Genomic DNA, 24719 nt, shown 5'->3' with positions numbered 1-24719 from the left:
GTTTCGCCTATTCTTTCTAACAAATAACGGGCAACCCAGATCTGATCACCTGCTTCTTTAGCACCTTTGGCAAATATCTGAAACTCCCATTGGCCTGCAGCAACTTCGCCGTTGATACCTTCAACATTTAAGCCGGCTTCTAAACATGCGTCAAGGTGCTCTTCAACGATATCGCGACCGAAAGCGTTTTTTGCGCCAACTGAGCAATAGTACGGGCCTTGCGGCGCAGGGTAACCACCTTTAGGGAAACCAAGTGGTTTGTCAGTCTCAGGATCCCAAAGAAAATATTCCTGTTCAAAACCAAACCAAAAATCGTTGTCATCGTCTTGTATCAACGACCGGCCATTCGATTCGTGGGGCTTACCGGTAGAATCCAATACTTCGCACATTACAAGGTATGCGCTTTTTCTTTGCGGGTCGGGGCAAATGAAAACAGGTTTCAAAATACAATCCGAAGAACCGCCTGGTGCTTGTTCGGTTGAAGAACCGTCGAAACTCCAATCAGGGCATTCAGATAATTTACCACCGAAATCATCTACAATTTTTGTTTTGCTGCGAAGGCTTTGTGTTGGTTTATAGCCGTCAAGCCAAATGTACTCGAGTTTTGTTGCCATTGTTGTTTAATTGTTTTGTAAAGCTTGATTCAAATATGTGATTTTTATTAGAGATATTGCAAATATAAAAGCGAATTTATAAAAATTTCTCTTTTTTTTACAAAAATCTATGAAATTAATCTATTAAGTAGGGTGAAATAAAGAAATCACTTTGTTTTTTGCAAGAAACACATCGAAAATTTCGCAAAAAACGAAAAAAAGTACTGTATCCCAATATTTTCCTTGGGTTTAATTTTGAAAATCACCGCATTTATAAAATCCTCATCAAAATATAAAAAAACGCTGTGAGGAGCATTTTTCCGGAAGCTGATAATCAATAATATATAAAGCCGGGGCCTAACTTTTGCCGATGAAGAGTCTTAACCGTGTCCGCTTTTTTTCCGGAACGCAGCTTTTTGCTTTAATTTTGTTTGGATAAACCACATAATTTTATTCTCTTAGCGATAGATTATTTGTTTAAAACACCAACCTACACCCCCTTGCTTGTAATGAAGAGATTTGCTGCCAATTTTTTATCCATTGTATTGATACCGCTATTGGCACCAACATATCTGTTCGCTATCATTTTGTTTTATTTCCCCCATGTAACGGACATTGTAGGGATAGGCAGCAAACTGTTGGCCATACTATATATTGCTTTGGGCACTGTATTGGCCCCTTTTATCGTTGTTTTTATACTCTATAAAAAGAAAATCATCTCCTCCCTGTCGTTACACGAAAAAAAGGACCGCACCATTCCGCAAATATTCTCTTGCATTATTTATGGCGGGATATGTTTGTTTTTGGTGAATAAAGAAGGTTTCCATAACGCACTGGCCCTATCCATGATAGCGGTTACAGCTTCGGTTTTGGCATTGACTATTATTACGCCGTTCTGGAAAATCAGCACACATGCCTGTGGTGCATGGGGATTGTTTGCTATATTGTATGTGTTGCAATACAAGTTTTACGAATACAATTTTGTGATATTGTACTACGTTATCCTGGCATCAACCATCGGTGTTTGTTTGGCCCGGCTTTATTTAAAGGTGCACACGCCCATGCAGGTTTTGGCCGGCAGCGTTTTAGGCACTGTCATTGGCTTTTCTTTGTTCCACCTGTTCCTTTCGTAATTACCAGGTGGTGTATGGCTGCACCGACAAATAAGAATTGAAGTATTTTTTGATAGAGGTGACTTCCTCGCCTATCCAATCGGGCATATCGAAGGCTTCTGCTTCGTTTTTGAGTTCGATTTCTGCCACATAAAGCCCCTTGTTATCACCCAAAAACTCATCAACCTGCCATAATTTATCAGCAAAAACAATATTGTACCTGTTTTTTGTGATGATATGGCCGCAAAAGGTGGCCAGCATTTCGCGGGCATCGGTTAAAGGTACCTCATACTCGTACTCAAACCTTGATATACCTGTAGTTTTACTTTTTATGGTGATATAACCTTTCGTATCGGCTACCCTTACCCGCACTGTTTTTGACGGCTCTTTGTGGATATATCCTTGTACCAAATGCATCGGAATTGGCTTATCTACCTTTTCCCATTTTTTAAGGTCTACCAGATATTTCCTTTCAATCTCGACACCCATTGGAAACCAGGTTAAATGATAAATGTGCGGCCTTCAATGGCCAGTTCGGTATTCGGGAAAACGGAAGCTGCTTCTTCAAGCAATTCGTTAAGCGTTTTGTAACGTGCTGAAAAGTGGCCGATAATCAATTTTTTAACACCACAAATTTTTGCTACTTCGCCTGCCTGCAAGGCGGTGGTATGATAGGTTTCGTTGGCGCGGTCCAACATATCATTGGCAAAGGTTGCCTCGTGGTAAAGCAAATCCACGCCTGCTATTTGTTTGAAATAGCTTTCATTATAAATCGTGTCTGAACAATAGGCATAAGCTTTGGGCTCTTCGGAATTGGTGGTCAATTCGACGTTGGGATAGGTAGTGCCATCGGGCGCAAAATAGTCCACCCCCCTTTTTAATATGGGGTAATAACTTAACGGAACATCCAATGCTTCCGTTTTTTCTTTAATAATTTTGCGCAGGCGGCGTTTTTGCCTGAATAAAAAGCCGGTGCAAGGTATCCTATGGTCTAAAATAATGGTCTCGACGGTGATATCCTGGTTGTCCAGTATCACTTCGGGAGCCACGGTATTGGTTGGATGAAAATGAAGAGGAAAATGCAGCTCGGTTTGCGAATATTTGAGCTGAAGGTCGATAATCTCTTTTAAGTGCGGCGGGGCAAAGAGTGTTATCGGTTTTTTACGCCCGTTCAAGTGAAGCGAGGATAACAAGCCCAAAAGCCCGAGGTAATGGTCGCCGTGCAGGTGGCTAATAAAGATATAGTCGATACGGCTCGACTTGACATCGAAGCGTAGCATTTGCTGTTGCGTGCCTTCACCGCAATCAATCAGATATAAGCGCTCGTTGATATTGAGCGCCTGTGCTGTTGGATTTCTGTTATAAATTGGAGTTGCCGAACTACTGCCCAGGATCGTTACATCAAACCTCATGTTCGGTTAAATAGAAAGAATGTTATCTCACTTCCCTGTTGAGACCTTTTTCGATCTCTTCCATAAAGATCAGGTCGATTGCTTCTTCGGTTTTGTTTACTATCGACAATACATTGTCTAACTGCGATATGGTAATCAACCTCGCCACAGAATCGGTAAGGCCCGACAATATAAATGTACCCTCCGCGTTTTTACACAAACGGTGGCCCACCAATAAACTGCTCAGACCCGATGAGTCGGCAAATTTTATAGACGACAGGTCTAAAATGATATTACGCTGACCTTCGGTGTTCATTAAAATCAGCTCCGATTTCAATTGAGGCGTAATGGATGAGTTGAGCTTTGTCTCGTTCAACTTAACCAATACATATTTTTCGTGTTTATCTACACTAAATTTCATCGCTTCAGATTAAGATGATAAAGATATATATTTTTACCTGCAATAAAAATAGGGTTAAAATTTACTTAATGCAATAGTAATATTTTCTTCCACCCTTTTCAGCACATCCTTGCTTTCGGGTTTCACAAATTTTTCGCCGATGATTTGTTGATAAAGCTCGATATAGCGTTCGGAAATGGAGTTTACCTTTTCGTCGGTCATTTCGGGCACTTGCTGGCCGTCTTTACCCTGAAAACCGTTTTCTATCAGCCATTGGCGCACAAACTCTTTTGATAATTGCTTTTGTGCTTCGCCTTTTTGTTGACGCTCTTCGTAACCTTCTTTATAAAAGTACCGCGATGAGTCAGGTGTATGTATTTCGTCTATCAGGTATATCTCGCCATCAACCTTACCAAACTCATATTTGGTATCCACCAAAATCAAACCGCGTTTGGCAGCTATTTCAGTACCGCGTTTGTACAGGGCGCGGGTATAGGCTTCCAGCTTCACATAATCGGCTTCGGCCACAATGCCTTTGGCGAGTATATCTTCGCGTGAGATGTCTTCATCATGCCCTACAGCTGCTTTGGTTGTAGGTGTGATGATGGGTTCGGGTAGTTTGTCGTTTTCTTTTAAACCACTCGGCAACGTTACACCACAAACGGAGCGTTTGCCCAAAGCATACTCGCGGGCGGCGTGGCCGGCCAGATAGCCGCGTATCACCATCTCCACCTTAAAAGGTTCGCAAATGCGGCCTATGGTTACGTTAGGGTCGGGCACGGATAATACCCAGTTGGGTACAATATCAGCGGTAGCTTTTAAAAAGTTAGCGGCAATTTGGTTAAGCACCTGACCTTTATAAGGTATAGGTTTTGGCAAAACCACATCGAATGCCGAAATGCGGTCGGTAACTACCATGGCCAGGTATTTATTGGCAATGGTGTATACGTCCCTTACCTTGCCTTTATAAAAGGCGGTTTGGTTTGGGAAGTTGAAGTGTGTTTCTTTAATAGCGGTCATTGTATTGAGATGTGCGTATTGCGTATTGAGACAATAGCAAACGCATTATTTTAATGATAAAAAATCGCAATACGCAATACTAATTACGCAATACGTTACTATTGTATATCCCCGTAAGCGGCCAAAATTTTGCGTACCAGTTTGTGGCGTACCACATCTTCGCCGGTAAGGTAAATAATGTCGATGCCTTTGATGTCGGTCAGTATCCTTAAAGCGGTATGCAAACCAGATTGCTGCTTTTTGGGCAAATCTATCTGGGTAACGTCGCCGGTAACAATAAACTTTGCAGATGGGCCCATACGCGTTAAGAACATTTTGAGCTGCATATCGGTGGCGTTTTGGGCTTCGTCCAATATTACAAAGCAATTATCCAATGTACGGCCACGCATAAAAGCCAACGGTGCTATCTCAATGGTACGGTTCTCTAAATAAGTTTTTAGCTTATCGGCTGGGATCATATCGTCGAGCGCATCATAAAGCGGGCGCAGGTACGGATCTATTTTTTCCTTCAGGTCGCCGGGTAAAAAACCGAGGTTCTCCCCTGCTTCAACTGCGGGTCGGGTCAGGATGATACGCTTCACCTCCTTATTCTTCAGCGAACGTACGGCCAAAGCTACCGCGGTATAGGTTTTACCAGTACCCGCGGGCCCGATGGCAAACACAATATCGTTAGTGGCAATGGTATCTACCATGCGGCGTTGGTTGGCCGTGCGGGCTTTTACCATAATGCCGTTAGGGCCAAAAACGATGACCTCGCCTGTGGTCGATTTATCACCGTTCAATTCGGTTGAAGGTTCCTGGATGCTTGAACCGAGTATACGCGATACATCGTTACTGTTCAGGCTGTCGAACTTTTCGACATGCTGTATCAGTTTGTTCATTTTATCCTGAAAAAGGTTCAGCTCCGCATCATCGCCCAAAATCTTAATTTCGTTGCCACGCGCAACTATTTTAAGTTTGGGATATTGTTTTTTAATGACCTCGAAATGATCATTGTTAGCCCCCCAAAGTACCGCGGGGTTGATATGTTCAATCGTTAATTTTAGTTCGTTCAAGCTATGGATTTATTTAAGATGCGGATTTTGTGGATTAAATTTGAATATTTGCAGCTGGTTTTTCTTGATTACAAGATTAGTAAATATATTTTTAAAATTTAATGGCAATTATAACTTTAACTACTGATTTGGGCGATAAAGATATTTATCAGGCCGCCCTTAAAGGTAGTATTTTAAAGTTGGAACCAACGGTTACCATTGTTGATATTACCCATTCCGTTGCCGCGTTTAATGTACAACAAGCCGCATTCATTTTAAAAAATAGTTTTCATTATTTTCCTGACGATACAGTTCACCTTATTGGCATAGATACGGTGTACAGCGAACATACCCGATACCTGGCTGTAAGATATAAAAACCATTTTTTTGTGGGTGCCGATAACGGCATATTTTCGCTGATGTTTGACGCCGAAGCACAGGAAATTGTGGAAATCAACATTATGCAGGACCTTAAGTTTCTGCACTTCCCCATTGCCGATGTTTTTGTAAAAGCAGCCTGCCATTTGGCCAAAGGCGGCGCGCTTACCGGTATAGGTATCCCGGTAACGGCATTTGAAAAGAAAATGAACCTTGCCCCTGTTGTGGAGAAAAACACCATTAAAGGCAGTGTTATCTATATAGACTCGTTCCAAAACGTGATTACCAATATTACCAAGGAGTTTTTTAGCAGGGTGCAAAGTAACAGACGCTTTGTTTTGTACTTTAAACGCAATGAAACCATTACTCACCTGAGCTGGCATTATAACGAGGTGCCCGAAGGAGAAAAGCTGTGTTTGTTTGGCATTAGCGACCATTTGGAAATTGCCATAAACAAAGGGAACGCCAGCGGGTTATTAGGGTTGAACCTGGGCGATAGCGTAATCATCGATTTCCAGTAAAGCTTTATTGTAATGAAAAAATTATTGTTCTGCCTTTTTTTACTGGCACCTTTTGCGTGCCTGTTTGCGCAAAACCCAGATTCGGTGGCTTATCAGCTACAGCGGCAACGGATAAACAACATGCTGGCACAGCGCAGCGAAAAATTTAGTCAATACACCAAAAGTTTGGACGAACATACCGGCATATTTGGCTGGCAAACCAAAAAAGACATCAAGCACTCCGGCGAAATTTTGATGGATATTGTACGTACCGACGATTCTATCTTTAAAGAACTGAAAGTGCTGTTCGATTATAAAACCTTTCAGCAAAACCAGGTGCAGCAACATTCGCAGGAATCGGAAAACCTGATACCGGGTTATATGCTCACTATCAATAAACTGCGGGCACAAAACGAGTTGCTGCTCAAACAGCAAAAAGAAGAGGAAAACGCCTTTGAAAAACGTCAGGGATATTATCTTATCCTGATTATTACCTTGGCCCTGATCTCGATATTTCTGTTTTCTCGCAGAAAGAGACGAAAAAGATATTAGAAAATTTAAAGTAATTTGGCGTACGACACGTCTACTCGCCTGATAGCAAACTATCCCGGTACTCATTATTATGTCAATTTTTGTTTTTTATCAGCAAAGCAGAAAATGGAGATACCGTTAGGGTTATTTTTGCTATCTTTCATCAGCACATTAAACATACATGGCAAGAGGTAATTTAAACAGCGGAACGTTATCAAAAAAAGACCTTCCTAAAGCAAAACTCAGTAAAGAAAGTTTGCAGAAATTTGGTAAGTTATTAAGTTATGTAAAACCTTACAGGGCTAAATTTATAGCAGGTTTTTTCTTTTTGGTTATAGCAAGCCTAACACAACTGGCCTTTCCGGCTTTTTTAAAGGCCTTGCTTGATGCTACCCAGGGGCGTTATAACCAGGTCATACCCAAACAATTCAGAAGTTTGATGTACGTGGGCCTGGGCGCCATGTGTATTCAACTGATCGGCGCGATCGTATCTTTTTTCCGGGTAACTTTTTTTGTTCAGGTATCCGAAAAAACCGTTGCGGATATTCGCCGCGACACTTTTTTTAAACTCATTACCCTCGATATGAACTTTTTTTCCAACCGCAGGGTTGGCGAACTGAACAGCCGTATCAGTGCCGACCTTTCGCAGATACAGGATGCCATTACGAGCATCTTCGCCGAAATGATCAGGCAAACCATCATCATTATCGGTGGCCTTACCTTTTTGGTCATCATATCGCCCAGGCTGACCGCCGTGATGATATTGAGCATCCCTATTTTAATTATATCTGCAAAATATTTTGGGCGTTTCATCCGCAAACTGGCCCGCGAAACGCAGGATAAACTGGCAGAATCGAACACAGTAGTTGAAGAAACACTGCAAGGCATTGCCAATGTAAAAGCATTTGTAAACGAAGCCTTTGAGGCTAAACGGTATACCGATATTATTAAGGACGTGGTACGCTTATCCATTAAAGGTTCCATATTCCGGGGTTTGTTCTCCTCATTCATTACGTTTGTGATGTTTGGTGGTATTTTTTGTATGATATGGTATGGCGCTACCTTAATTGGCGACCCGACCAGCGGCTTTACCTTCCCGGCATTGTTTGGCTTTATATTGTACTCGGCGTTTGTATCGGCTGCCATGGGCAACCTGCCCGAACTTTATGCCAGCATGCAAAGGGCCATAGGCGCCAGCGAACGCGTATTGGAGATACTGGATGAAAAAGGCGAGAATATCTCCATCAACGAAACTGACAATGCCATTAAAGAAAAGATTGAAGGCAACCTGGAATTCAGGGATGTGCAATTTCATTATCCTTCACGACCGGAAATAGAAGTATTAAAGGGCGTATCGTTCGAGGCCAAAGCCGGACAAAAGGTGGCCATTGTTGGGCCAAGTGGTTCGGGGAAATCGACAACGGCGGCATTGATACTCCAGTTTTATCATCCGCAAAGCGGTGAGCTCTTGTTTGATGGTAAACCGGCCGCGGAATACCTTTTAACCGACATACGCAACCAGGTGGCCGTTGTGCCCCAAGATGTGATGCTGTTTGGCGGCAGCATACGCGACAATATAGCCTATGGCAAACTGAGCGCAAGCGAAGAAGAAATTATACAAGCAGCCAAACAAGCCAACGCTCACGATTTTGTAACGGGGTTCCCGGAAGCTTATGATACCATTGTTGGCGAACGCGGTGTAAAACTATCGGGCGGGCAAAGACAGCGTATCGCCATTGCCAGAGCATTGTTAAAAAACCCGGCTATATTGATATTGGACGAAGCCACCTCGTCGCTCGATTCGGAATCGGAACGTTTGGTGCAGGAGGCTTTGGAGGTGCTGATGAAAAACCGGACCTCCATTATCATAGCACACCGGCTATCCACCATCCGCGAGGCCGACCAGATCATTGTACTGGAAAAAGGCGAAATTATTGAACGGGGCAGTCATGATGAGTTGGTAAAAAACGAAGGCGGATTGTATAAGTATTTGAGCGGATTGCAGTATGTAACTGAAGGCCCGCTAACCTAATTTGAATTTGCATATCTGCAAATGAGAAAATGTGCAGATGATAAAACAGATTTGGTAAACCGGTCGAAATTTTGTATATTGTATGGATTGGGCGTTAAAGTTGAAATGCGTAAAAAGTATTTTAAAAACACCCATATTTACCCATAACTAAATTCGTCCCGATAGCTATCGGGATTCCACATTCGACATTCGAAATAAAACTACAAAACACCCATATTTACCCATAAGTAGACGACCATGAAACACTACTTTAAACAACTTTTCGAGTACGACCGATGGGCCAACCAGGTTTTACTTGATAAGTTTGAACACCAGTTTCCGCAAAACGAGCGTATTTACGAGGTATTTTCGCACATGATATCGGCGCAGCGTATTTGGCTCGACCGGGTGATGGGCTTACCGCAAAGTACGGCTGTTTGGGCAGAGTTGCTGCCGCACGAAATGCAAACTGATATGGTAAGCTGCAACCGCGACTGGCTTGGTTTTATTGATGACCTGCAGGAAACAGATTTTAATAACACCGTGCATTATACCAATTCGGCAGGCGATACCTTTGATACCAAACTGGTGGACATTATGACGCATGTCATCAATCATGGTACGCACCATCGTGGTGGCTTGATGGTGCAGATGAAGGAAGAGGGATTTGTCTTGTCACCATTAGATTTTATTGTATATGTGCGCAGATGATTTTTCAATGTGCTCCCGATAGCTATCGGGATGAGAAAATGTGCGGATATGCAAATGGCTTCATCGTATTCATATATTTGTACTCGTATGCTAATAAACAGACATTCGAACATATTTAAAATCTACTCGTTATGAAAAAAATTCTAACCATAGCTGTAATCGCTTTAACGTTGAGCGCCTGCAACGATAACAAAAAACAGGAAAAGGCATTACAGCAACAAATACTTGATTTTCACGACAAGGTGATGGGCGATGATGAAAAAGCTATGGTGAACAAGATGAAACTGGATACCCTGATACACAAAGCCGACAGCCTTAAAACAGACAAACAGCAACTAAGCCAACTGAGTACCCAACTGATAAAAGCCGACGACGCCATGAGCGACTGGATGAAGGGATTTTCGTTGGACTACACGGGCAAAAGCCACGACGAGATAATGACGTATCTGCAACAGCAACAGGTTAAAGTAAAACAGGTGGACTCGATGCTGGTTGATGCCACGACTGCATCGGCCGCTTATCTTGATAAAATAAAGAAAAAATGAAAAACGCCCTATATGCTATTTTCGCCATTGTTTTTTTGGCAAGTTGCAGTCATCCCGATAAAAAAATACTGCCTATTTACGGCGAACGCCAAACGGTAAGTAAAACCGTTGACGGTAAAACCGAGGTGGACACGATATACAAAACCATACCGCCTTTTACGTTTGTAAACCAATATGGCAAAACCATTACCGAAAAAGACCTTGACGGAAAAATTTACGTGGCCGATTTCTTTTTTACCAGCTGCCCCAATATATGCCCGATTATGCAGCGCAATATGCTGGCAGTTTATAACGAGTTTAAGGCCGATAGCGGGGTTAAAATATTATCGCACACTATCGACCCGCGGCACGATACCATACCCGTGCTGAAAGAGTACGCAGATAAGCTGGGCATTAGTGGTAACTCGTGGTGGTTGCTGTTAGGCCCAAAAGAAGCTACCTACACATTGGCCGAAAAACATTATTTAGTAGCCGTGAATGATAAAGGCGAAGGCGGCTACGTGCACCAGGGCTGGTTTGTGCTTATCGACAAACAAAAACGCATTCGCGGAGCGTATGATGGCACCGACGTGAACGCCGTAAAACAGCTGATAGCGGATATGCATACTTTGGAACAAGAGTAATCATTTTATGAAGGCGAAGTTCTTGTTTATTATTGCGCTGTTTATCACCATTGCAGCCATTGTTTCATCGTGCCAAAGCGAGAGCGACATGACATTTAACCGGTACTATACTTCGGGTTCATTGCTATACCAGACCAAGTGCCAAAACTGCCATGGTATGAATGGCGAAGGCCTTGGGCAATTGATACCCCCTTTCAGCGATTCGGTTTACCTGAAAAAAAACATCACGAAACTGCCCTGCTTTGTAAAAAACGGAGCCAGCGGGCCTGTTATCCTGGCGGGTAAAACATTTAACAGCAAAATGCCCGCTCAGGACAACCTGAGTGCTATTGAGGTAGCTGAGATATTGACCTATGTAACCAATTCGTTTGGTAATAAATTGGGATTGATAGATGCACCGAAAGTGAATGCGGATTGGTCTAATTGCAATTGAAGCGGAAACTACATCTTCCGTTTTACATCTTCCATCTTACATAAAAACTGTACCTTTGTGCTAAAGCAGACCGTCCTATCGCTGCCCGTCGATTGGCGGGTGGAGGAAAGTCCGGGCAACACAGAGCATCCTGCTTCCTAACGGGAAGGCGCCACCAGTTGGCGACGGCAAGTGCCACAGAAAATAAACCGCTCCCAATCCCGATAGCTATCGGGACGGGAGTAAGGGTGAAAACGCGAGGTAAGAGCTCACGGCCTTGTATGGCAACATGCATTGCGGTAAACCCCAGGAGTTGAAAAACCAAATAGGTCCCGAAAGCGGAGCTGCTCGCTCCCGTTTAGTGTCCTTTGGGATATTAGCGTTGGGATGGGTAGGTTGTTACATCCCGGTAGCGATGCCGGGGGCAGATTAATGATAGGAACCCTGCAAAGGGGAACAGAACCCGGCTTACAGGCCTGCTTACTGGAATTTAAATCCCTTCGCCAAAGCGAAGGGATTTTATTTTTTTAAAAACCAAAAACACTATTGGCCTTTTTGTGTTTAGTTTTCTATACATCATAGAATGTTTATATTGGCTGATGCGAAAGCATCGTTTTTATAACGACAACCTTATTACTTTATGGCAAAAATCCTGATTATTGATGATGAACGTGCGATACGCAATACCCTGCGCGAAATATTAGAGTACGAAGATTACACCGTTGAAGATATTGACAACGGAGTCGACGGTCTCGAACTCATCCAAAAGAACGATTACGACCTGGTTCTGTGCGATATCAAGATGAATAAGATGGACGGTATGGAAGTACTGTCGGAAGGCTTGAGCATTAAGCCCGATCTGCCATTCATTATGATATCGGGCCATGGGACGATTGAAACGGCGGTTGAAGCCAGCAAGAAAGGCGCTTTCGATTTTATATCCAAACCACCCGACCTGAACCGTTTGCTTATTACTGTGCGCAACGCTTTGGACCGCGGCTCATTGGTTACCGAAACCAAGGTTTTAAAGCGTAAAGTATCCAAAACACGCGAAATACTGGGCGAATCGCAAGCTATCGGGAAGATCAAAGAAACCATTGACCGTGTTGCCCCGACCGATGCCCGCGTATTGATTACCGGCGCCAATGGCAGTGGTAAAGAACTTGTGGCACGCTGGCTGCACGAAAAATCGCACCGCAACAATGCACCGCTCATCGAGGTAAACTGCGCTGCCATCCCTTCCGAATTGATAGAAAGCGAACTGTTCGGGCACGAAAAAGGTTCGTTCACATCGGCTATCAAACAACGCATCGGCAAGTTTGAGTCGGCAAGCGGCGGCACTTTGTTTTTGGACGAGATTGGTGATATGAGCCAATCGGCGCAAGCCAAAGTATTGCGGGCGCTGCAGGAAAACAAAATCAGTCGTGTGGGCGGCGAAAAGGAAATTGAGGTTGATGTACGCGTGATTGCAGCAACCAACAAAGACCTGCTGAAAGAAATAGAAGCAGGTAACTTCAGGATGGACCTTTACCACCGCTTGAGCGTGATATTGATACATGTACCGCCATTAACCGAACGCAAGGACGATATTAGTTTGCTTGCGCAAAGCTTTTTGGAAGAGATATGTAACGACTACGGCATGCCGGTAAAGCGGATTTCGGAACCAGCTTTAGAAGCCTTACGTGCTTTGCCATGGACAGGCAATATCCGCGAGCTGCGCAATATGATAGAACGCCTTATTATCCTGAGCGATAAAACCATTACCGATAATGATGTGCGAGCTTTCGCCAATCCATCATCGCCGGTGGCGGCAGTTGCTGCAGGTTCATCACAAACGGATTTCGACCAGTTTAAAAACTTCCAGGAATATAAGGATTATGCTGAGCGCGAGTATATCAAGTTCAAACTCGAAAAGAACAACTGGAACGTATCGAAAACGGCTGACGATATCGACATACAACGCAGCCACCTGTACAGTAAGATAGAGAAGTACGGTTTGAAACGGGGGGAATAAATCAATTCAGAAGTTAAAATTCAAAAGTCAAAAAGAGGGAGCCTGAGAGCTCCTTTTTGATGTAACAAAAACCCGATATTAGTATCTTAGTTTTAAACTAAAACTAAAAGCAAGTTTTCACATTTCACAAAAAAAACCAATCATGAAAAAGCTATTCTTAATGTTTACCATGCTGACGGTTGCCAGCACATCGGTTTTCGCACAAATGACCAAAGACCAGGTAGTGGGCGAATGGATCCGGGCCAAAGCTTACACCAAAGCGTATTTGGATGCTATGCCCGCCGATGGCTACGCTTTTAAAGCTACGCCCGAAGTGCGCACTTTCGCTGCTCAAATGCTGCACCTGGCCGATGCCAACTATTTCTTTTTGTCAACCGCAAGCGGCACGCCAAGCAGTTTCGGACAAAAATCGATTGAAAAGACTGTTGCGCAAACCAAAGAGGAAACCACCAAGGCCGTTATGGACAGCTATGATTATGCAATCAACGCTATAAAAGGCATGACTGCCGAGCAGATGCAGGATATGGTAACAGCCGAAGGGCAGAAAGTTACCAAGGGGCAGTTATTGGCAAAAGCATTTGAACACCAAACACACCATCGTGGACAAACAACAGTTTACCTGCGTTTAAAGGGGGTTACCCCACCGGGAGAGATGTTGTTTTAAGAGGCACATTATATCACTACAAACAAAGCGGTTTCTGCTGATATATTTTTCGAATAAATATCGTCGATAATTCAGGGCAGGAACCGCTTTTTTTCTTTTCAGACTTTTATTTCAACAAGGCATCCTTCTCCTTAGCAAATACATTATACACCAACCGGTCCAGCTTGGCGGGAATAAATTTGCTAAGTAAAACAGTGAGCTTGCCCTGCCCTGTCATGATGAGGGTACGTTTACGGGCGGCTACACCATCAACTATCCGTTTCGCAACTTCTTCGCTTGACATCAGCTTGCCCTCGTCCATATGCGTTTCGCCCTGCTGAGTACCATCTTTGGCCAAAGCCGTATTGCGGATGTTGGAGTTGGTAAAACCCGGACATGCGGTTAGCACATTTATTCCTGTTTTAAGGTTTTCAACCCGAAGGGAGTCCAAAAAACCGTTCATGGCAAATTTGGATGCGGAGTAACCTGTACGGCCCGGAAGGCCTTTGTAACCGGCAATAGATGATACCCCGACTACGGTGCCTTTGGTTTTCAGTAGTTCGGGCATTGCATATTTGGTACTATATACTGTTCCCCAAAAATTGACATCCATTATACGTTTCAGAACATCGACATCAACATCCTTAAACAAAGCCCGCATGGATATACCGGCATTGTTCACCAAAATGTCTATCCGTTTAAAGGTTTGTATGGCCTGCATGATCAATAATTTGCAGTCTTCTTGAATGGAAACATCGCATGCTACGGCTACTGCGCGGATGTTATATTTCTTTTCGAGTTCCTGGGCTATTTCGCATAGCGTTACGTATTGCCTTGCTCCTAATATCAGGTTTGCGCCGCGCGACGCAAATTCTTCGGCCATGGCTTTGCCTATTCCCGATGATGCCCCTGTGATGATAACTACCTTATCTTTAAAACTCATATTGCCGGTGTGTCTAATTGATGTACCCCGCTTAACCCTTGTTTTGAGGATTTAACGAAATACTTGGCGGCAAATATAAACATGGCGCCATAAAAATTAGATATATACTTCCAACTGAATTTATCAAGACTGAGCCCCTTTAAATGGACGACATATGTTGCGGGGAAATAGTAGTTTTTGTATCCCGCTAAACGCAGGCGGTACGACAGGTCGATGTCCTGACCGTATATAAAAAAACGTTCGTCGAACAAGCCAATGGTTTGGAAAGCGCTTTTCCGCAGCAGCATAAAAGCGGCGCTCAGCAAATCCACCTCGCAAACTTCAAAATCCTCGGTCCAGTCGGCATGGTAACGGTTCAATAGCCTTGATTTGGGGAAGTGCTTGTAAAAGCCTGTCAATTTAAAAAAACATGCCCAGTGAGCGGGAAGTCCGCGTTTTGATTCAGGCAAAAATTGACCGTCGGCGTTTGTCATTCGTACGCCCATACCGCCTGCTTGCGGGTGGCTATCCATAAAGGCCAGGGTTTTGTGCAGGGTATCCTCGCTGGTTAAAGTATCAGGGTTAATCAACAGGATATATTCGCCTTGAGCCACATCGATACCTTGATTGGCTGCTTTTGAAAAACCTTCGTTCCTTTGGTTCTCTATCAGATTAACATCCGGGAAACGGCTTTTGATGATGGGGGCCGAAAAATCGACAGAGGCGTTGTCTACAACAATAACTTCGTGCAATATTTCCTTCGTTGCAATTTGCAAGGTAGCCAATGCCCGTTTAATGCGGTCGCGACTGTTGTAATTAACAATGATGATGGAGAGCTTCATGTAGACTATTTTGCCATAGCGTTATTGTAAGGAACCCTGGTAGTAATGGACCGACCTAATGTGATCTCGTCCACGTACTCCAGTTCTCCTCCAAAAGCTATGCCACGAGCAATAGTCGATAGGATAATGTTAAAATCTTTTAAACGTTTGTGCAGGTAAAAAATAGTGGTATCGCCCTCCATAGTGGTGCTCAGGGCAAATATAACCTCCTTAACCTCATCATTTTTAAGGCGTTCTAACAATGAGTCCACCTCAAGGTCGGTAGGGCCTATACCGTCCATTGGAGAGATCAGTGCGCCCAGTACATGATACAGTCCGTTGTATTGGTTGGTATTTTCGATGGCCATTACATCACGGGTGTCCTCAACAACACATACCAAAGAGCGGTCGCGTTTGGGTGCCGAGCATATTTCGCATACGGGCAAATCAGATATATTATGGCAAATACCACAGAACTGGATTTCGTTGCGCAACTTGCTCACCGATGCACTAAAGCGCTCTACTTCATCCTTGTCTTGCTTTAGCAAGTGGAGCACCAGGCGCAAAGCAGTTTTTTGACCCACCCCAGGTAATTTAGAAAACTCGGCCACAGCAGCCTCCAGCAACTTTGATGAAAAGTTCATTTTGCGAAAATAATGATAGTTCATGGTTCATAGTTCATGGTTCATGGTTTTTTTTGTTCATAGTTGATAGTTCATGGTTCATAGCAATAAGAATTATAGTAAAATCACCCGTGGTCTTACTATGAACTATGAACTTAGAAACTTATTTCATATCATTGAACTAATCAATAATCAACATGGCATTCAGGTTTGAAGACTTACAGGTTTGGCAAAAAGCACTGGATTTAGGTGAACTTATCAATCAACTAACAAAAGGATTTCCTAAAGACGAGCTTTTCATACTTACCTCTCAGATAAAAAGAGCAGCTGACTCGGTTGTATTAAATATTGCAGAAGGGTCCACAGGTCAAACAAAAGCAGTATTTAAACAATTTCTCAGATACGCACTCGGGTCCGGTATAGAGGTGGTTAGCTGTTTGTTTATTGCTAAGAAAAGAGGCTATATTAAAGAAGATAAGTTTAAGGATTTGTATAACGAATACGAAGTTTTAGTTAAAATGATTACCAATTTGAGAAACTCATTAGATTAAACCCTTTTCGGCTATGATCTATGAACCATGAACTATGAACAAATTGTCGCCACTAATCCTACTCTCGTTCATCATCGGCTACTTTTTAGTGTTGATCGTCATTTCGTTCATAACCAGCCGAAAATCATCCGATAACGATACCTTTTTTGTAGCCAACCGCAACTCCAAATGGTATTTGGTGGCTTTCGGGATGATCGGGACGGCTTTAAGTGGGGTTACATTTATTTCTGTCCCCGGTAAAGTTGGCGCGGCAACCGGCGATCAGTTTGCTTACTTTCAATTTGTACTGGGCAACGCTGCAGGTTTTATCATTATCGCTTTGGTGCTATTGCCATTGTATTATCGCTTAAAGCTGACTTCCATTTACGGTTACATTGAACAAGCCTTAGGCAAGTGGAGTTACAAGACAGCCGCCGGTATATTTCTGATCAGCCGTGTGATTGGTTCGGCGTTCAGGTTGTATTTGGTGGTGATCGTATTGCAAAAGTTTATTTTTGACAGCTACCATGTGCCTTTTGGCGTAACGGTGCTCATCTGCCTGTCGCTAATATGGCTATACACCTACAAAGGCGGCCTTAAAACCATTATTATTACCGACAGCCTGCAAACCCTGTTTCTGGTATCATCGGTGTTTCTATCTATTTATTTCATTTGCCGCAGCTTAAACTACAATGTATTTGAGGCTGCCGACGCGATAAAGAACAGCAGTTACTCCAAAATTTTTTTCTGGACGGATTTCATCGGTAACAAGTTCCATTTTGGTAAACAGTTTTTGGGTGGCTTGTTTATCACCATCGCCGTGGTGGGTTTGGATCAGGACCTGATGCAAAAAAACCTGAGCTGCAAAAACATCGGCGAAGCGCAGAAGAACATGTTCAGCTTTACCACTGTTTTCGTCATCATCAACATCTTTTTTTTAAGTGTGGGCGCATTGCTGTACATCTATGCGCAGCATAATGGCATAACCGTAGCCAAAACAGATTACCTCTATCCTACCATTGCTTTGAATTATTTAGGGTTGCTACCGGCCATCGTATTTATGCTCGGATTGACTGCAGCGACCTTTGCCACAACCGATTCCGCATTGACGGCACTAACTACTTCTTTTTGTGTAGATTTTCTAAACTTCGGCAAAAGCCAAAACATCAATAGCAAAAAAATGGTAAGCGCAAGGCATATGGTACATATCGCCTTTTCGGGATTGATGTTTTTAACCATTATCATCTTTAACCAAATCAATAACGACGCAATCGTGACTGCCATATTCAAGGTAGCATCATACACTTATGGCCCATTACTAGGTTTATACTCATTTGGTTTGTTTGTAAGCAAAAGGCAGGTTGCCGACAAGCTGGTGCCTTTTATCTGTTTGATATCCCCCGCAGTATGTTATTACCTGAGCGCGAACTCAAAAACGCTGTTGGGTGGCTATGTGTTTGATAACGAACTCATTATTGTAAACGGCTTGATTACCTTTGTTGGTTTGTGTGTAACGAGTAAAAAGAAGTTCATGGCTCATAGTTAATAGCAAGAAATTGCCCAATGAATTTTTTTACTATGAACCATGATCTATGAACTATGAACAAAAAATACCATGAACAAAACACTATCTTTACACCCTTTGATAAAAAATTATGACTGGTGAAGAAAAAATAAGACATGCCTTTGAAAACAAAAACTGGCAGGAAATTAAGGTAACCGATAGCTGGCAGATCTTCAAGATCATGGCTGAGTTTGTTGATGGCTTTGAAAAAATGGCCAAAATAGGCCCCTGCGTTTCAATATTCGGCTCTGCACGTACCAAACGCGACAACAAATACTATAAAATGTCGGAAGAGACCGCACGCTTGTTAACCGAGCGTGGTTACGGTGTGATATCGGGCGGTGGTCCGGGCATTATGGAGGCAGCCAACAAAGGCGCATACGAAGCCGGAGGTAAATCGGTTGGTTTGAATATCGAACTGCCTTTTGAGCAGTTCCACAACCCTTACATCGACCGCGACAAAATGATGGAGTTTGATTACTTTTTTGTACGGAAGGTAATGTTCATGAAATACTCGCAGGGTTTTATCGTCCTCCCCGGAGGTTTCGGTACCATGGATGAATCATTTGAAGCAATAACCTTGATTCAAACCGGCAAGATAGCCCGTTTCCCCATCGTTTTTGTAGGTGTTGAATATTGGGGAGGCTTGTTTAAATGGGTAGAAGAAACCATGTTAAATACCGAACACAACATTAATCCGGATGATTTGAACTTGTACCGTCTGGTTGATACGCCTGAAGAGGCCGTTGAACATATCTTCAGGTTCTACAATAAGTATGTGTTGAAACCAAATTTTTAAGGCACACGTTCGCTTAAAAACCTCAAAAAAGCTACAACCGGTTAGCTGCGTTGTTTTTTAAAAGATAATATTAAATCAAGAGCAACTTTGCCATAAAAGTTTTATTTTGCGGATATGGAAACATTGGCCAAACAAAAGCCGCAAGCGGCAATATGGTTCATATTTATCACCCTGCTTATTGATGTAATAGGCTTTGGTATCATCATACCCGTATTCCCCGACCTGATCATGCATTTACTGCATAGTGATATCAGGGATGCTGCCAGTTATGGCAAATACCTTACCGTAGCTTATGCTTTAATGCAGTTTGTATTTGCCCCCGTTATTGGTAACCTGAGCGACAAATATGGACGCCGCCCGGTGTTGTTGGCTTCATTATTCGGTTTTGGTATCGACTATCTGTTTCTGGCCTTCGCGCCTACCATCGGTTGGCTTTTTATTGGACGCATCATTGCAGGTATTACCGGAGCGAGTTTTACCACGGCTACCGCTTATATTGCCGACATCAGCACCAACGAAACACGTGCAAAAAACTTCGGTATGGTAGGTGCGGCGTTTGGCCTGGGCTTTTTTATCGGACCATTTTTAGGGGGCGTGTTGGGCGAAATCGGGTTGCGTGTGCCATTTTATGCTGCAGCAGGTTTAGCGCTGCTTAATGCTGCCTATGGCTATTTTATCCTGCCCGAATCATTGTCGCTTGATAAACGCCGCCCGTTCGAACTGAAACGCGCCAACCCTGTAGGTTCGTTATTGCAATTGGCAAAATTCCCCTCTGTTTTAGGTTTGGTGGCATCTTTCTTTTTCATTTACATGGCCGCGCAATCGGTACAGGGCGTATGGAACTATGTTAACATCTATCGCTTTAACTGGAGCAAGCAAATGATAGGTTACTCCTTAGCCTGTATCGGCCTATTGGTCGGCCTGATACAAGGCTTACTAAGCAGGGTGGTGATACCTAAATTAGGCAACGAACGCAGCGTGGTTACCGGCTTGCTGCTGTACATGGTCGGGCTTGTATTATTTTCAATCGCTGGGCAAAGCTGGATGATGTTTGTTTTTTCGATACCTTATTGCCTTGGCGGGATAGCCGGGCCTGCCTTGCAAAGCATCATTACCTCATCTGTACCCGCCAACCAACAGGGCGAACTGCAGGGTGGCCTGACCAGTTTGATCAGTGTTACCACAATTCTGGGGCCTATGACAATGATCCCTTTGTTTGTTTTCTTTACTTCGAAAGCCGCACCCATACAATTTGCCGGGGCACCTTTTATGGCCGGCGCGGTTTGTATGCTGATCAGCGCTTTATTAGCGGTAAGGAACTTTAAGAAAGAGGCTAAACAGGCCGAAGTAGTATAAGCATCCCCGCCTGTGCTGTAAGGTGTGCAGAACTTTCCCGACAAATCATTCATGGAAGATTACTTTATCGGTAATTTCGCAGCGCAATTTTTGATGAATGAAACACCTCTACACTAAATACAAACCCCATTACCGCGATAACCTGAGTTTAGCCGTCCCGGTGATGATATCGCAACTGGGGCATATGCTGGTGCAGGTATCGGACAGTGCTATTGTTGGCCACTGGGCCGGTACGGTGCCCCTCGCGGCGGTAGCTTTGGCCAACGGCGTTTTCTTTATCATTTTGGTGACAGGCCTGGGCATATCGTATGGTATTACCCCCCTCATCGCTCAGGAGAACAGCCGCGAAAACTTTGGCGAGTGCGGCCGCCTGCTCATCAACAGCCTGCTCATTAATGTGGTTACCGGGGTGCTGCTGTTCCTGTTGGTTTATTTGGGTTCGGCCTATATGCTGGGGCACTTGGGGCAGTCGCCATTGGTGGTAGCGCAGGCCAAATTGTTTTTGCCGCTGCTGGCCATATCCATTGTACCGCTCATGGTGTTCAACACCTTTAAGCAATTTGCCGAAGGGCTTGGTTTTACCAAACAGGCCATGAGTATTTCCATCTGGGGGAACATCCTCAACATTTGCTTAGGCATCACCTTTGTGAAGGGCTTGTTTGGCATTTTGCCGATGGGCATCCGCGGGGTGGGTTACAGTACGCTGATTGACCGCTGCGTAATGGCTGTCGTAATGACACTTTATGTTTTACGCTCGGAACGCTTCAGGAAATACCTGCACAACTTCGCCATAAAAAACATAGACCGCCTGCGCAGTTGGAATCTGTTAAAGATAGGCGCGCCGGTTGCCATGCAATATACTTTTGAAGTGAGCGCCTTTGCGGGGGCAAACTTTATCATCGGTACGATTGGGCCAGAGCCACAGGCAGCGCACCAAATCGCGCTCACGCTGGCATCGTGTACCTACATGATGTCGTCGGGCGTATCGGCAGCGGCGGCCATCAAATCGGGCAACCATTTTGGGATCAAAAACTTTAAACTGCTGCGCACCTCGGCCATATCAAGTTACCATATTGTGCTGGTGCTGATGTGTATTACGGCGCTCATGTTCACCTTTTGCAACCACCTGCTGCCCTATATATTCACCACCGATAAAGCCGTATTGGCCATTGCCGCTCAACTGCTTATCCTGGCAGCGTTCTTCCAGTTGTTTGATGGAACACAGGTTGTAGGCCTCGGCGTACTACGGGGCATGGGCGATGTGCAGGTGCCTACCTTTATTACCTTTTTGGCCTATTGGGTGGTTGGCATCCCGGTAGGTTACTGGTTTGGGATACACGAGCAATTAGGCGCAGTTGGGGTATGGTACGGCTTGGTTTTGGGATTGGTGGTGGCGTCGGTGTTGTTGTTTTTTAGGTTTCATGTGCTGAGTTTGAGAAATAGTCCGGAAGACAGGAAGTCCGAAAGTCCGGAAGTGATAGTTTAGTCCGAAAACCAGTAAACTTCTTTTATCTTTCTTTCGGACTTCCCGACTTTTCGGACTTTCGGACTAAAAATACAGATCTATCGCTACCCTAAACGTATTCACATGCGCTTCCACAATGTCTTTAACCTGCGGCGAGTAGCCGCCGCCCATACTCACTTGTACGGGGATGTTGTGGGCAAGGCATTGCTCGAACACAAAACGGTCGCGGGCTTTGCAGGCTTCTTTGCTCAACTTTAATTTGCCCAATTTATCGGTGGCTAAAACATCAACCCCGGCCTGGTAAAATATAAAATCCGGGTTTAATTTTTCAATGAGTTTGGTTAGTGTGGCTGTTAAAATATCGAGGTATCCCTCATCGCCCAAACCATCAGGCAGGGGAATATCTAGGCTTGATTGTTCCTTGCGTGCGGGAAAATTATTGGCCCCATGCATCGAGAAAGTGAACACCCTGTCCTCATGCTCAAATATTTGCGCGGTGCCATTGCCCTGGTGCACATCTAAATCAACAATTAAAATAAGGGAGGCTAATTGTTTTGATAACAAATAGTTAGCTGCTATGGCCTGGTCGTTGAGCAGGCAAAAACCCTCGCCCCAATTGGTACCCGCATGGTGCGTACCGCCCGCGGCGTTAAAGGCTATTTTGTTTTCGAAAGCGTAAAGGGCACCATCAATAGTGCCTTTTGCGATGCGTCTTGAACGCTCCACCAGGCGGGCCGATAAGGGGAAGCCGATACGGCGAATTTCTTTGGGCGGCAGGGTCAAGTCGCGGAGCTGGTGCCAGTAGGCTTCATCATGGGTGAGCAGGATAATATCTTCATCTACCGCTTCAGGATGGAACAGGTTTTGGCTGGTAATCAGGCCTTCATGCAGCAACTGCTCAGGTATCAGTTCGTACTTGAGCATGGGGAAACGATGGCCTTCGGGCAGCGGATGGGCAAAGATGGGGTCGTAGGCTATTTTGAGCATCTTTTACTTCTTTTTGGCAAAGGGGCTGCCTTTCACAAAAAACCGGTATGGCAACAGGGCATCATCCCCGGCATAGTCCACCCCGATGCGGGGCGCGGCCATGATTTCCTCATCCGTAAACGAAAGCCCCCTGTCTTCAATCCATACGACACCCCCTGTGAGGCTATTAGCGTTCATCTGGCGCGTTATCCCCAGCGCTTTGGCATAAGACCCCGGCCCGCATGTTATCGACGGTTTAAAAGCCTTTAAATTGCGTCGCGCCATCATCACGTCGATACCTTCGGTCGGTACGATGGCACGGATGAGTATGGCATGAGGCTCGCCTTCGACAGAAGTAACCACATTGAACATCTCGTGGATGCCGTAGCACAGGTATACATAGGCAATACCGCCCTGCCCGAACATGGTTTGCGTACGGGGCGTTTGCTTGCCCCCAAAGGCATGCGAGGCTTTATCTACAACACCATTATATGCCTCTGATTCAAGAATATATCCTCCGCTAATTACACCATCAATACAGGTAAACAAATACTTGCCAAGCAAGTTGCGGGCAATGCCGAGCACATCGTTGTGGGTATAAAAATCCTCAGTTAGTTTCATTTGCTCAATATTTCTTTCAGCATCGCACTGATCTCTTTGGCTCGGTTAAATACCATCATATGGTCGCCGCCATCAACTATAATTGGATTCTTTATCTTTTTGTAATCGAATACTTTATCGGCTGTGCCGATGATATGCGATACGCTTTGAGGCACGATAGTATTATGCCATTTTAAACTGGCTCCTATCGACCATTTTAAAAACGTAGGCGAGGTGTTCTTGAGCATCAGGTAAAACAAATGCCCTTCCGGACCACCGGCCAGTTTGCCCATTATCGGTTTGAACAAAAAGCCCATATTGAGAATGGTTTGCCCGCTCAGCCATTTGTAGATGCCGATGCCCCGGAAGAAGGAATAGTATCCAGGTGCCTCATCCACGGTTTTGATACTGGATATAAGGATGGCGTGTTTCAAATCCACTTGCTTTGCTATTTCCACCGTGATCATCCCGCCAAGGGAAACACCAATAACGTTATCATTTGCCTGTATGCCAAATTGTTGTATTACTTTACCTGCATAGTCGCTTAAAGTATCGTCTGGTCCGGGTTCGAACCAGTGGACGGGTATCACTTCATAATCCGACAGGTCGAGATGTATAAAAAGACGCTCATCGGCACCCATGCCCGATATGAGGAAAACCCTGAGCTTTACCATTTGATGAGCTTTACGATCTCTTCAAGGTATTGTGCGTCGGTAGCATCAAACTGATCCAGGGCTTCGCTATCCACATCCAACACGCCAGCCACCAGGCCGTTATGCAAGAGCGGAACCACGATCTCGGAGCGCGACAGCGAACTGCAGGCGATATGACCGGGAAAGGTATCCACATCCGGAACGACCAGTGTTTTGGCTTCGGCCCAGGCCGTACCACAAACTCCCCTGCCCTTTGCGATGCGGGTGCAGGCCACCGGTCCCTGGAAAGAGCCAAGCACCAGTTCATCGCCCTTTACCAAATAAAAGCCCACCCAAAACCAACCGAACTGCTCTTTGAGCGCGGCGGCGATATTGGCGAGGTTGGCTACCAGGTCGGGCTCACCCTCGAGCAATGCCTGTATTTGCGGAATGAGGGATGTGTATTGCTCCGCTTTGCTCGCGGAGCGGATAATGGTTAAGTCTTCGGCCATAGGTACAAAGA

The 24719-nt window shown here is 44.5% G+C and carries 28 protein-coding genes and 1 other RNA gene; 16 read left to right on the top strand and 13 right to left on the bottom strand.

Annotated elements, in window-relative coordinates; translation table 11 throughout:
* On the bottom strand, positions 1–614 hold a 614-nt coding region (locus tag QZX97_RS08140; protein WP_295664561.1), incomplete at its 3' end, for a glutamine synthetase beta-grasp domain-containing protein.
* A gap of 488 nt (positions 615–1102) precedes the next feature.
* Between QZX97_RS08140 and QZX97_RS08135 the strand changes: the two genes are divergently transcribed.
* Complete coding sequence (locus tag QZX97_RS08135; protein ID WP_295648663.1) at positions 1103–1726, top strand: phosphatase PAP2 family protein; 624 nt, start codon at positions 1103–1105, stop codon at positions 1724–1726.
* Here QZX97_RS08135 and QZX97_RS08130 read toward each other — a convergent pair whose 3' ends face one another.
* The 5 genes from QZX97_RS08130 to QZX97_RS08110 all read right to left on the bottom strand — a co-directional run bounded on the left by QZX97_RS08130 (position 1727) and on the right by QZX97_RS08110 (position 5571).
* Positions 1727–2194, bottom strand: a complete 468-nt coding sequence (locus tag QZX97_RS08130; protein WP_295648659.1) for a CYTH domain-containing protein — start codon at positions 2192–2194, stop codon at positions 1727–1729.
* A gap of 11 nt (positions 2195–2205) precedes the next feature.
* A complete protein-coding gene (locus QZX97_RS08125; RefSeq protein ID WP_295648657.1) occupies positions 2206–3117 on the bottom strand; it encodes a ribonuclease Z in 912 nt (303 codons plus the stop codon).
* A gap of 22 nt (positions 3118–3139) precedes the next feature.
* The gene (locus QZX97_RS08120) at positions 3140–3517 is read right to left on the bottom strand and encodes an STAS domain-containing protein (RefSeq protein WP_295648655.1); all 378 of its coding nucleotides are present in this window, start codon (positions 3515–3517) and stop codon (positions 3140–3142) included.
* 54 nt (positions 3518–3571) lie between these two features.
* Positions 3572–4516 (bottom strand): phosphoribosylaminoimidazolesuccinocarboxamide synthase, encoded by a 945-nt coding sequence (locus tag QZX97_RS08115; protein ID WP_295648654.1) that lies wholly within the window; start codon positions 4514–4516, stop codon positions 3572–3574.
* A gap of 98 nt (positions 4517–4614) precedes the next feature.
* Complete coding sequence (locus QZX97_RS08110) at positions 4615–5571, bottom strand: PhoH family protein (RefSeq protein ID WP_295648651.1); 957 nt, start codon at positions 5569–5571, stop codon at positions 4615–4617.
* A gap of 101 nt (positions 5572–5672) precedes the next feature.
* Here QZX97_RS08110 and QZX97_RS08105 point away from each other — a divergent pair, with 101 nt between their 5' ends.
* The 10 genes from QZX97_RS08105 (at position 5673) to QZX97_RS08060 (ending at position 13939) form a co-directional block, all read left to right on the top strand.
* Positions 5673–6449 (top strand): SAM-dependent chlorinase/fluorinase, encoded by a 777-nt coding sequence (locus tag QZX97_RS08105; protein ID WP_295648648.1) that lies wholly within the window; start codon positions 5673–5675, stop codon positions 6447–6449.
* 12 nt (positions 6450–6461) lie between these two features.
* Entirely contained in the window at positions 6462–6980 is a 519-nt protein-coding gene (locus QZX97_RS08100) for a hypothetical protein (protein WP_295648646.1), read from the top strand.
* Between the two features lie 160 nt (positions 6981–7140).
* Positions 7141–8991, top strand: coding sequence for an ABC transporter transmembrane domain-containing protein (locus QZX97_RS08095; protein ID WP_295648643.1), 1851 nt, complete (start codon positions 7141–7143; stop codon positions 8989–8991).
* 237 nt (positions 8992–9228) lie between these two features.
* Entirely contained in the window at positions 9229–9681 is a 453-nt protein-coding gene (locus tag QZX97_RS08090; protein WP_295648640.1) for a DinB family protein, read from the top strand.
* A gap of 131 nt (positions 9682–9812) precedes the next feature.
* On the top strand, positions 9813–10226 hold the full coding sequence (locus QZX97_RS08085) for a lipoprotein (RefSeq protein WP_295648624.1): 414 nt from the start codon (positions 9813–9815) through the stop codon (positions 10224–10226).
* Positions 10223–10849 carry an SCO family protein gene (locus QZX97_RS08080; RefSeq protein WP_295648623.1) on the top strand — a complete coding sequence of 209 codons (627 nt, stop codon included), beginning with the start codon at positions 10223–10225 and terminating at the stop codon, positions 10847–10849. The genes QZX97_RS08085 and QZX97_RS08080 overlap by 4 nt, the downstream gene beginning before the upstream one ends.
* Positions 10850–10856: 7 nt before the next feature.
* The gene (locus tag QZX97_RS08075; RefSeq protein WP_295648621.1) at positions 10857–11282 is read left to right on the top strand and encodes a cytochrome c; all 426 of its coding nucleotides are present in this window, start codon (positions 10857–10859) and stop codon (positions 11280–11282) included.
* A 62-nt stretch (positions 11283–11344) separates the two neighbouring features.
* Positions 11345–11748, top strand: an RNA gene (rnpB, locus tag QZX97_RS08070) — RNase P RNA component class A.
* Positions 11749–11901: 153 nt separating this feature from the next.
* Entirely contained in the window at positions 11902–13275 is a 1374-nt protein-coding gene (locus QZX97_RS08065) for a sigma-54 dependent transcriptional regulator (RefSeq protein WP_295648619.1), read from the top strand.
* A 142-nt stretch (positions 13276–13417) separates the two neighbouring features.
* A complete protein-coding gene (locus tag QZX97_RS08060) occupies positions 13418–13939 on the top strand; it encodes a DinB family protein (RefSeq protein ID WP_295648617.1) in 522 nt (173 codons plus the stop codon).
* 106 nt (positions 13940–14045) lie between these two features.
* Here QZX97_RS08060 and QZX97_RS08055 read toward each other — a convergent pair whose 3' ends face one another.
* The 3 genes from QZX97_RS08055 to recR are packed head-to-tail and all read right to left on the bottom strand — an operon-like array spanning position 14046 to position 16305.
* On the bottom strand, positions 14046–14861 hold the full coding sequence (locus QZX97_RS08055; protein ID WP_295648615.1) for an SDR family oxidoreductase: 816 nt from the start codon (positions 14859–14861) through the stop codon (positions 14046–14048).
* Entirely contained in the window at positions 14858–15682 is an 825-nt protein-coding gene (locus QZX97_RS08050) for a glycosyltransferase family 2 protein (protein WP_295648613.1), read from the bottom strand. The genes QZX97_RS08055 and QZX97_RS08050 overlap by 4 nt, the downstream gene beginning before the upstream one ends.
* A 5-nt stretch (positions 15683–15687) precedes the next feature.
* Positions 15688–16305, bottom strand: coding sequence for a recombination mediator RecR (gene recR, locus QZX97_RS08045; protein ID WP_295648611.1), 618 nt, complete (start codon positions 16303–16305; stop codon positions 15688–15690).
* A 176-nt stretch (positions 16306–16481) separates the two neighbouring features.
* On the opposite strand from recR, the gene QZX97_RS08040 reads away from it, so the two are divergent.
* The 5 genes from QZX97_RS08040 to QZX97_RS08020 all read left to right on the top strand — a co-directional run bounded on the left by QZX97_RS08040 (position 16482) and on the right by QZX97_RS08020 (position 22019).
* Positions 16482–16835, top strand: a complete 354-nt coding sequence (locus QZX97_RS08040) for a four helix bundle protein (RefSeq protein ID WP_295648609.1) — start codon at positions 16482–16484, stop codon at positions 16833–16835.
* A gap of 43 nt (positions 16836–16878) precedes the next feature.
* A complete protein-coding gene (locus QZX97_RS08035; protein ID WP_295648607.1) occupies positions 16879–18360 on the top strand; it encodes a sodium:solute symporter in 1482 nt (493 codons plus the stop codon).
* Positions 18361–18469: 109 nt separating this feature from the next.
* Positions 18470–19177: a TIGR00730 family Rossman fold protein gene (locus QZX97_RS08030; protein ID WP_295648606.1), complete on the top strand. Its 708-nt coding sequence runs from the start codon at positions 18470–18472 to the stop codon at positions 19175–19177.
* A gap of 114 nt (positions 19178–19291) precedes the next feature.
* Positions 19292–20533: a TCR/Tet family MFS transporter gene (locus tag QZX97_RS08025; protein ID WP_295648605.1), complete on the top strand. Its 1242-nt coding sequence runs from the start codon at positions 19292–19294 to the stop codon at positions 20531–20533.
* A gap of 97 nt (positions 20534–20630) precedes the next feature.
* Positions 20631–22019: an MATE family efflux transporter gene (locus QZX97_RS08020; RefSeq protein ID WP_295648603.1), complete on the top strand. Its 1389-nt coding sequence runs from the start codon at positions 20631–20633 to the stop codon at positions 22017–22019.
* Between the two features lie 63 nt (positions 22020–22082).
* Here the strand turns inward: QZX97_RS08020 and QZX97_RS08015 are convergent, their stop codons facing one another.
* Genes QZX97_RS08015 through QZX97_RS08000 form a run of 4 tightly spaced genes read right to left on the bottom strand, consistent with a single transcriptional unit; the run spans position 22083 to position 24708 of the window.
* Positions 22083–22985 carry a histone deacetylase gene (locus QZX97_RS08015; RefSeq protein WP_295648601.1) on the bottom strand — a complete coding sequence of 301 codons (903 nt, stop codon included), beginning with the start codon at positions 22983–22985 and terminating at the stop codon, positions 22083–22085.
* Between the two features lie 3 nt (positions 22986–22988).
* The gene (locus tag QZX97_RS08010; protein ID WP_295664560.1) at positions 22989–23585 is read right to left on the bottom strand and encodes a DNA-3-methyladenine glycosylase; all 597 of its coding nucleotides are present in this window, start codon (positions 23583–23585) and stop codon (positions 22989–22991) included.
* The gene (locus QZX97_RS08005) at positions 23582–24238 is read right to left on the bottom strand and encodes an alpha/beta hydrolase (protein WP_295664559.1); all 657 of its coding nucleotides are present in this window, start codon (positions 24236–24238) and stop codon (positions 23582–23584) included. The genes QZX97_RS08010 and QZX97_RS08005 overlap by 4 nt, the downstream gene beginning before the upstream one ends.
* Entirely contained in the window at positions 24232–24708 is a 477-nt protein-coding gene (locus QZX97_RS08000) for a GAF domain-containing protein (RefSeq protein WP_295648589.1), read from the bottom strand. Before QZX97_RS08000 ends, QZX97_RS08005 begins: the two co-directional genes overlap by 7 nt.
* Between the last annotated feature and the right edge of the window lie 11 nt (positions 24709–24719).

The organism is uncultured Mucilaginibacter sp. (genome assembly GCF_903893715.1).
Taxonomy (GTDB): domain Bacteria; phylum Bacteroidota; class Bacteroidia; order Sphingobacteriales; family Sphingobacteriaceae; genus Mucilaginibacter.
This window is presented reverse-complemented; position numbering and strand designations above follow the sequence as displayed.

What these genes read in the sequence shown, in the direction of transcription:
- QZX97_RS08125 (WP_295648657.1), bottom strand. Translation starts at nt 3,117, where the DNA reads ATGAGGTTTGATGTAACGATCCTGGGCAGTAGTTCGGCAACTCCAATT.
- QZX97_RS08115 (WP_295648654.1), bottom strand. Translation starts at nt 4,516, where the DNA reads ATGACCGCTATTAAAGAAACACACTTCAACTTCCCAAACCAAACCGCC.
- QZX97_RS08135 (WP_295648663.1), top strand. Translation starts at nt 1,103, where the DNA reads ATGAAGAGATTTGCTGCCAATTTTTTATCCATTGTATTGATACCGCTA.
- QZX97_RS08025 (WP_295648605.1), top strand. Translation starts at nt 19,292, where the DNA reads ATGGAAACATTGGCCAAACAAAAGCCGCAAGCGGCAATATGGTTCATA.
- QZX97_RS08000 (WP_295648589.1), bottom strand. Translation starts at nt 24,708, where the DNA reads ATGGCCGAAGACTTAACCATTATCCGCTCCGCGAGCAAAGCGGAGCAA.
- QZX97_RS08080 (WP_295648623.1), top strand. Translation starts at nt 10,223, where the DNA reads ATGAAAAACGCCCTATATGCTATTTTCGCCATTGTTTTTTTGGCAAGT.
- QZX97_RS08120 (WP_295648655.1), bottom strand. Translation starts at nt 3,517, where the DNA reads ATGAAATTTAGTGTAGATAAACACGAAAAATATGTATTGGTTAAGTTG.
- QZX97_RS08005 (WP_295664559.1), bottom strand. Translation starts at nt 24,238, where the DNA reads ATGGTAAAGCTCAGGGTTTTCCTCATATCGGGCATGGGTGCCGATGAG.
- QZX97_RS08065 (WP_295648619.1), top strand. Translation starts at nt 11,902, where the DNA reads ATGGCAAAAATCCTGATTATTGATGATGAACGTGCGATACGCAATACC.
- QZX97_RS08060 (WP_295648617.1), top strand. Translation starts at nt 13,418, where the DNA reads ATGAAAAAGCTATTCTTAATGTTTACCATGCTGACGGTTGCCAGCACA.
- QZX97_RS08095 (WP_295648643.1), top strand. Translation starts at nt 7,141, where the DNA reads ATGGCAAGAGGTAATTTAAACAGCGGAACGTTATCAAAAAAAGACCTT.
- QZX97_RS08100 (WP_295648646.1), top strand. Translation starts at nt 6,462, where the DNA reads ATGAAAAAATTATTGTTCTGCCTTTTTTTACTGGCACCTTTTGCGTGC.
- recR (WP_295648611.1), bottom strand. Translation starts at nt 16,305, where the DNA reads ATGAACTTTTCATCAAAGTTGCTGGAGGCTGCTGTGGCCGAGTTTTCT.
- QZX97_RS08130 (WP_295648659.1), bottom strand. Translation starts at nt 2,194, where the DNA reads ATGGGTGTCGAGATTGAAAGGAAATATCTGGTAGACCTTAAAAAATGG.
- QZX97_RS08020 (WP_295648603.1), top strand. Translation starts at nt 20,631, where the DNA reads ATGAAACACCTCTACACTAAATACAAACCCCATTACCGCGATAACCTG.
- QZX97_RS08055 (WP_295648615.1), bottom strand. Translation starts at nt 14,861, where the DNA reads ATGAGTTTTAAAGATAAGGTAGTTATCATCACAGGGGCATCATCGGGA.
- QZX97_RS08010 (WP_295664560.1), bottom strand. Translation starts at nt 23,585, where the DNA reads ATGAAACTAACTGAGGATTTTTATACCCACAACGATGTGCTCGGCATT.
- QZX97_RS08015 (WP_295648601.1), bottom strand. Translation starts at nt 22,985, where the DNA reads ATGCTCAAAATAGCCTACGACCCCATCTTTGCCCATCCGCTGCCCGAA.
- QZX97_RS08085 (WP_295648624.1), top strand. Translation starts at nt 9,813, where the DNA reads ATGAAAAAAATTCTAACCATAGCTGTAATCGCTTTAACGTTGAGCGCC.
- QZX97_RS08105 (WP_295648648.1), top strand. Translation starts at nt 5,673, where the DNA reads ATGGCAATTATAACTTTAACTACTGATTTGGGCGATAAAGATATTTAT.
- QZX97_RS08090 (WP_295648640.1), top strand. Translation starts at nt 9,229, where the DNA reads ATGAAACACTACTTTAAACAACTTTTCGAGTACGACCGATGGGCCAAC.
- QZX97_RS08050 (WP_295648613.1), bottom strand. Translation starts at nt 15,682, where the DNA reads ATGAAGCTCTCCATCATCATTGTTAATTACAACAGTCGCGACCGCATT.
- QZX97_RS08030 (WP_295648606.1), top strand. Translation starts at nt 18,470, where the DNA reads ATGACTGGTGAAGAAAAAATAAGACATGCCTTTGAAAACAAAAACTGG.
- QZX97_RS08040 (WP_295648609.1), top strand. Translation starts at nt 16,482, where the DNA reads ATGGCATTCAGGTTTGAAGACTTACAGGTTTGGCAAAAAGCACTGGAT.
- QZX97_RS08075 (WP_295648621.1), top strand. Translation starts at nt 10,857, where the DNA reads ATGAAGGCGAAGTTCTTGTTTATTATTGCGCTGTTTATCACCATTGCA.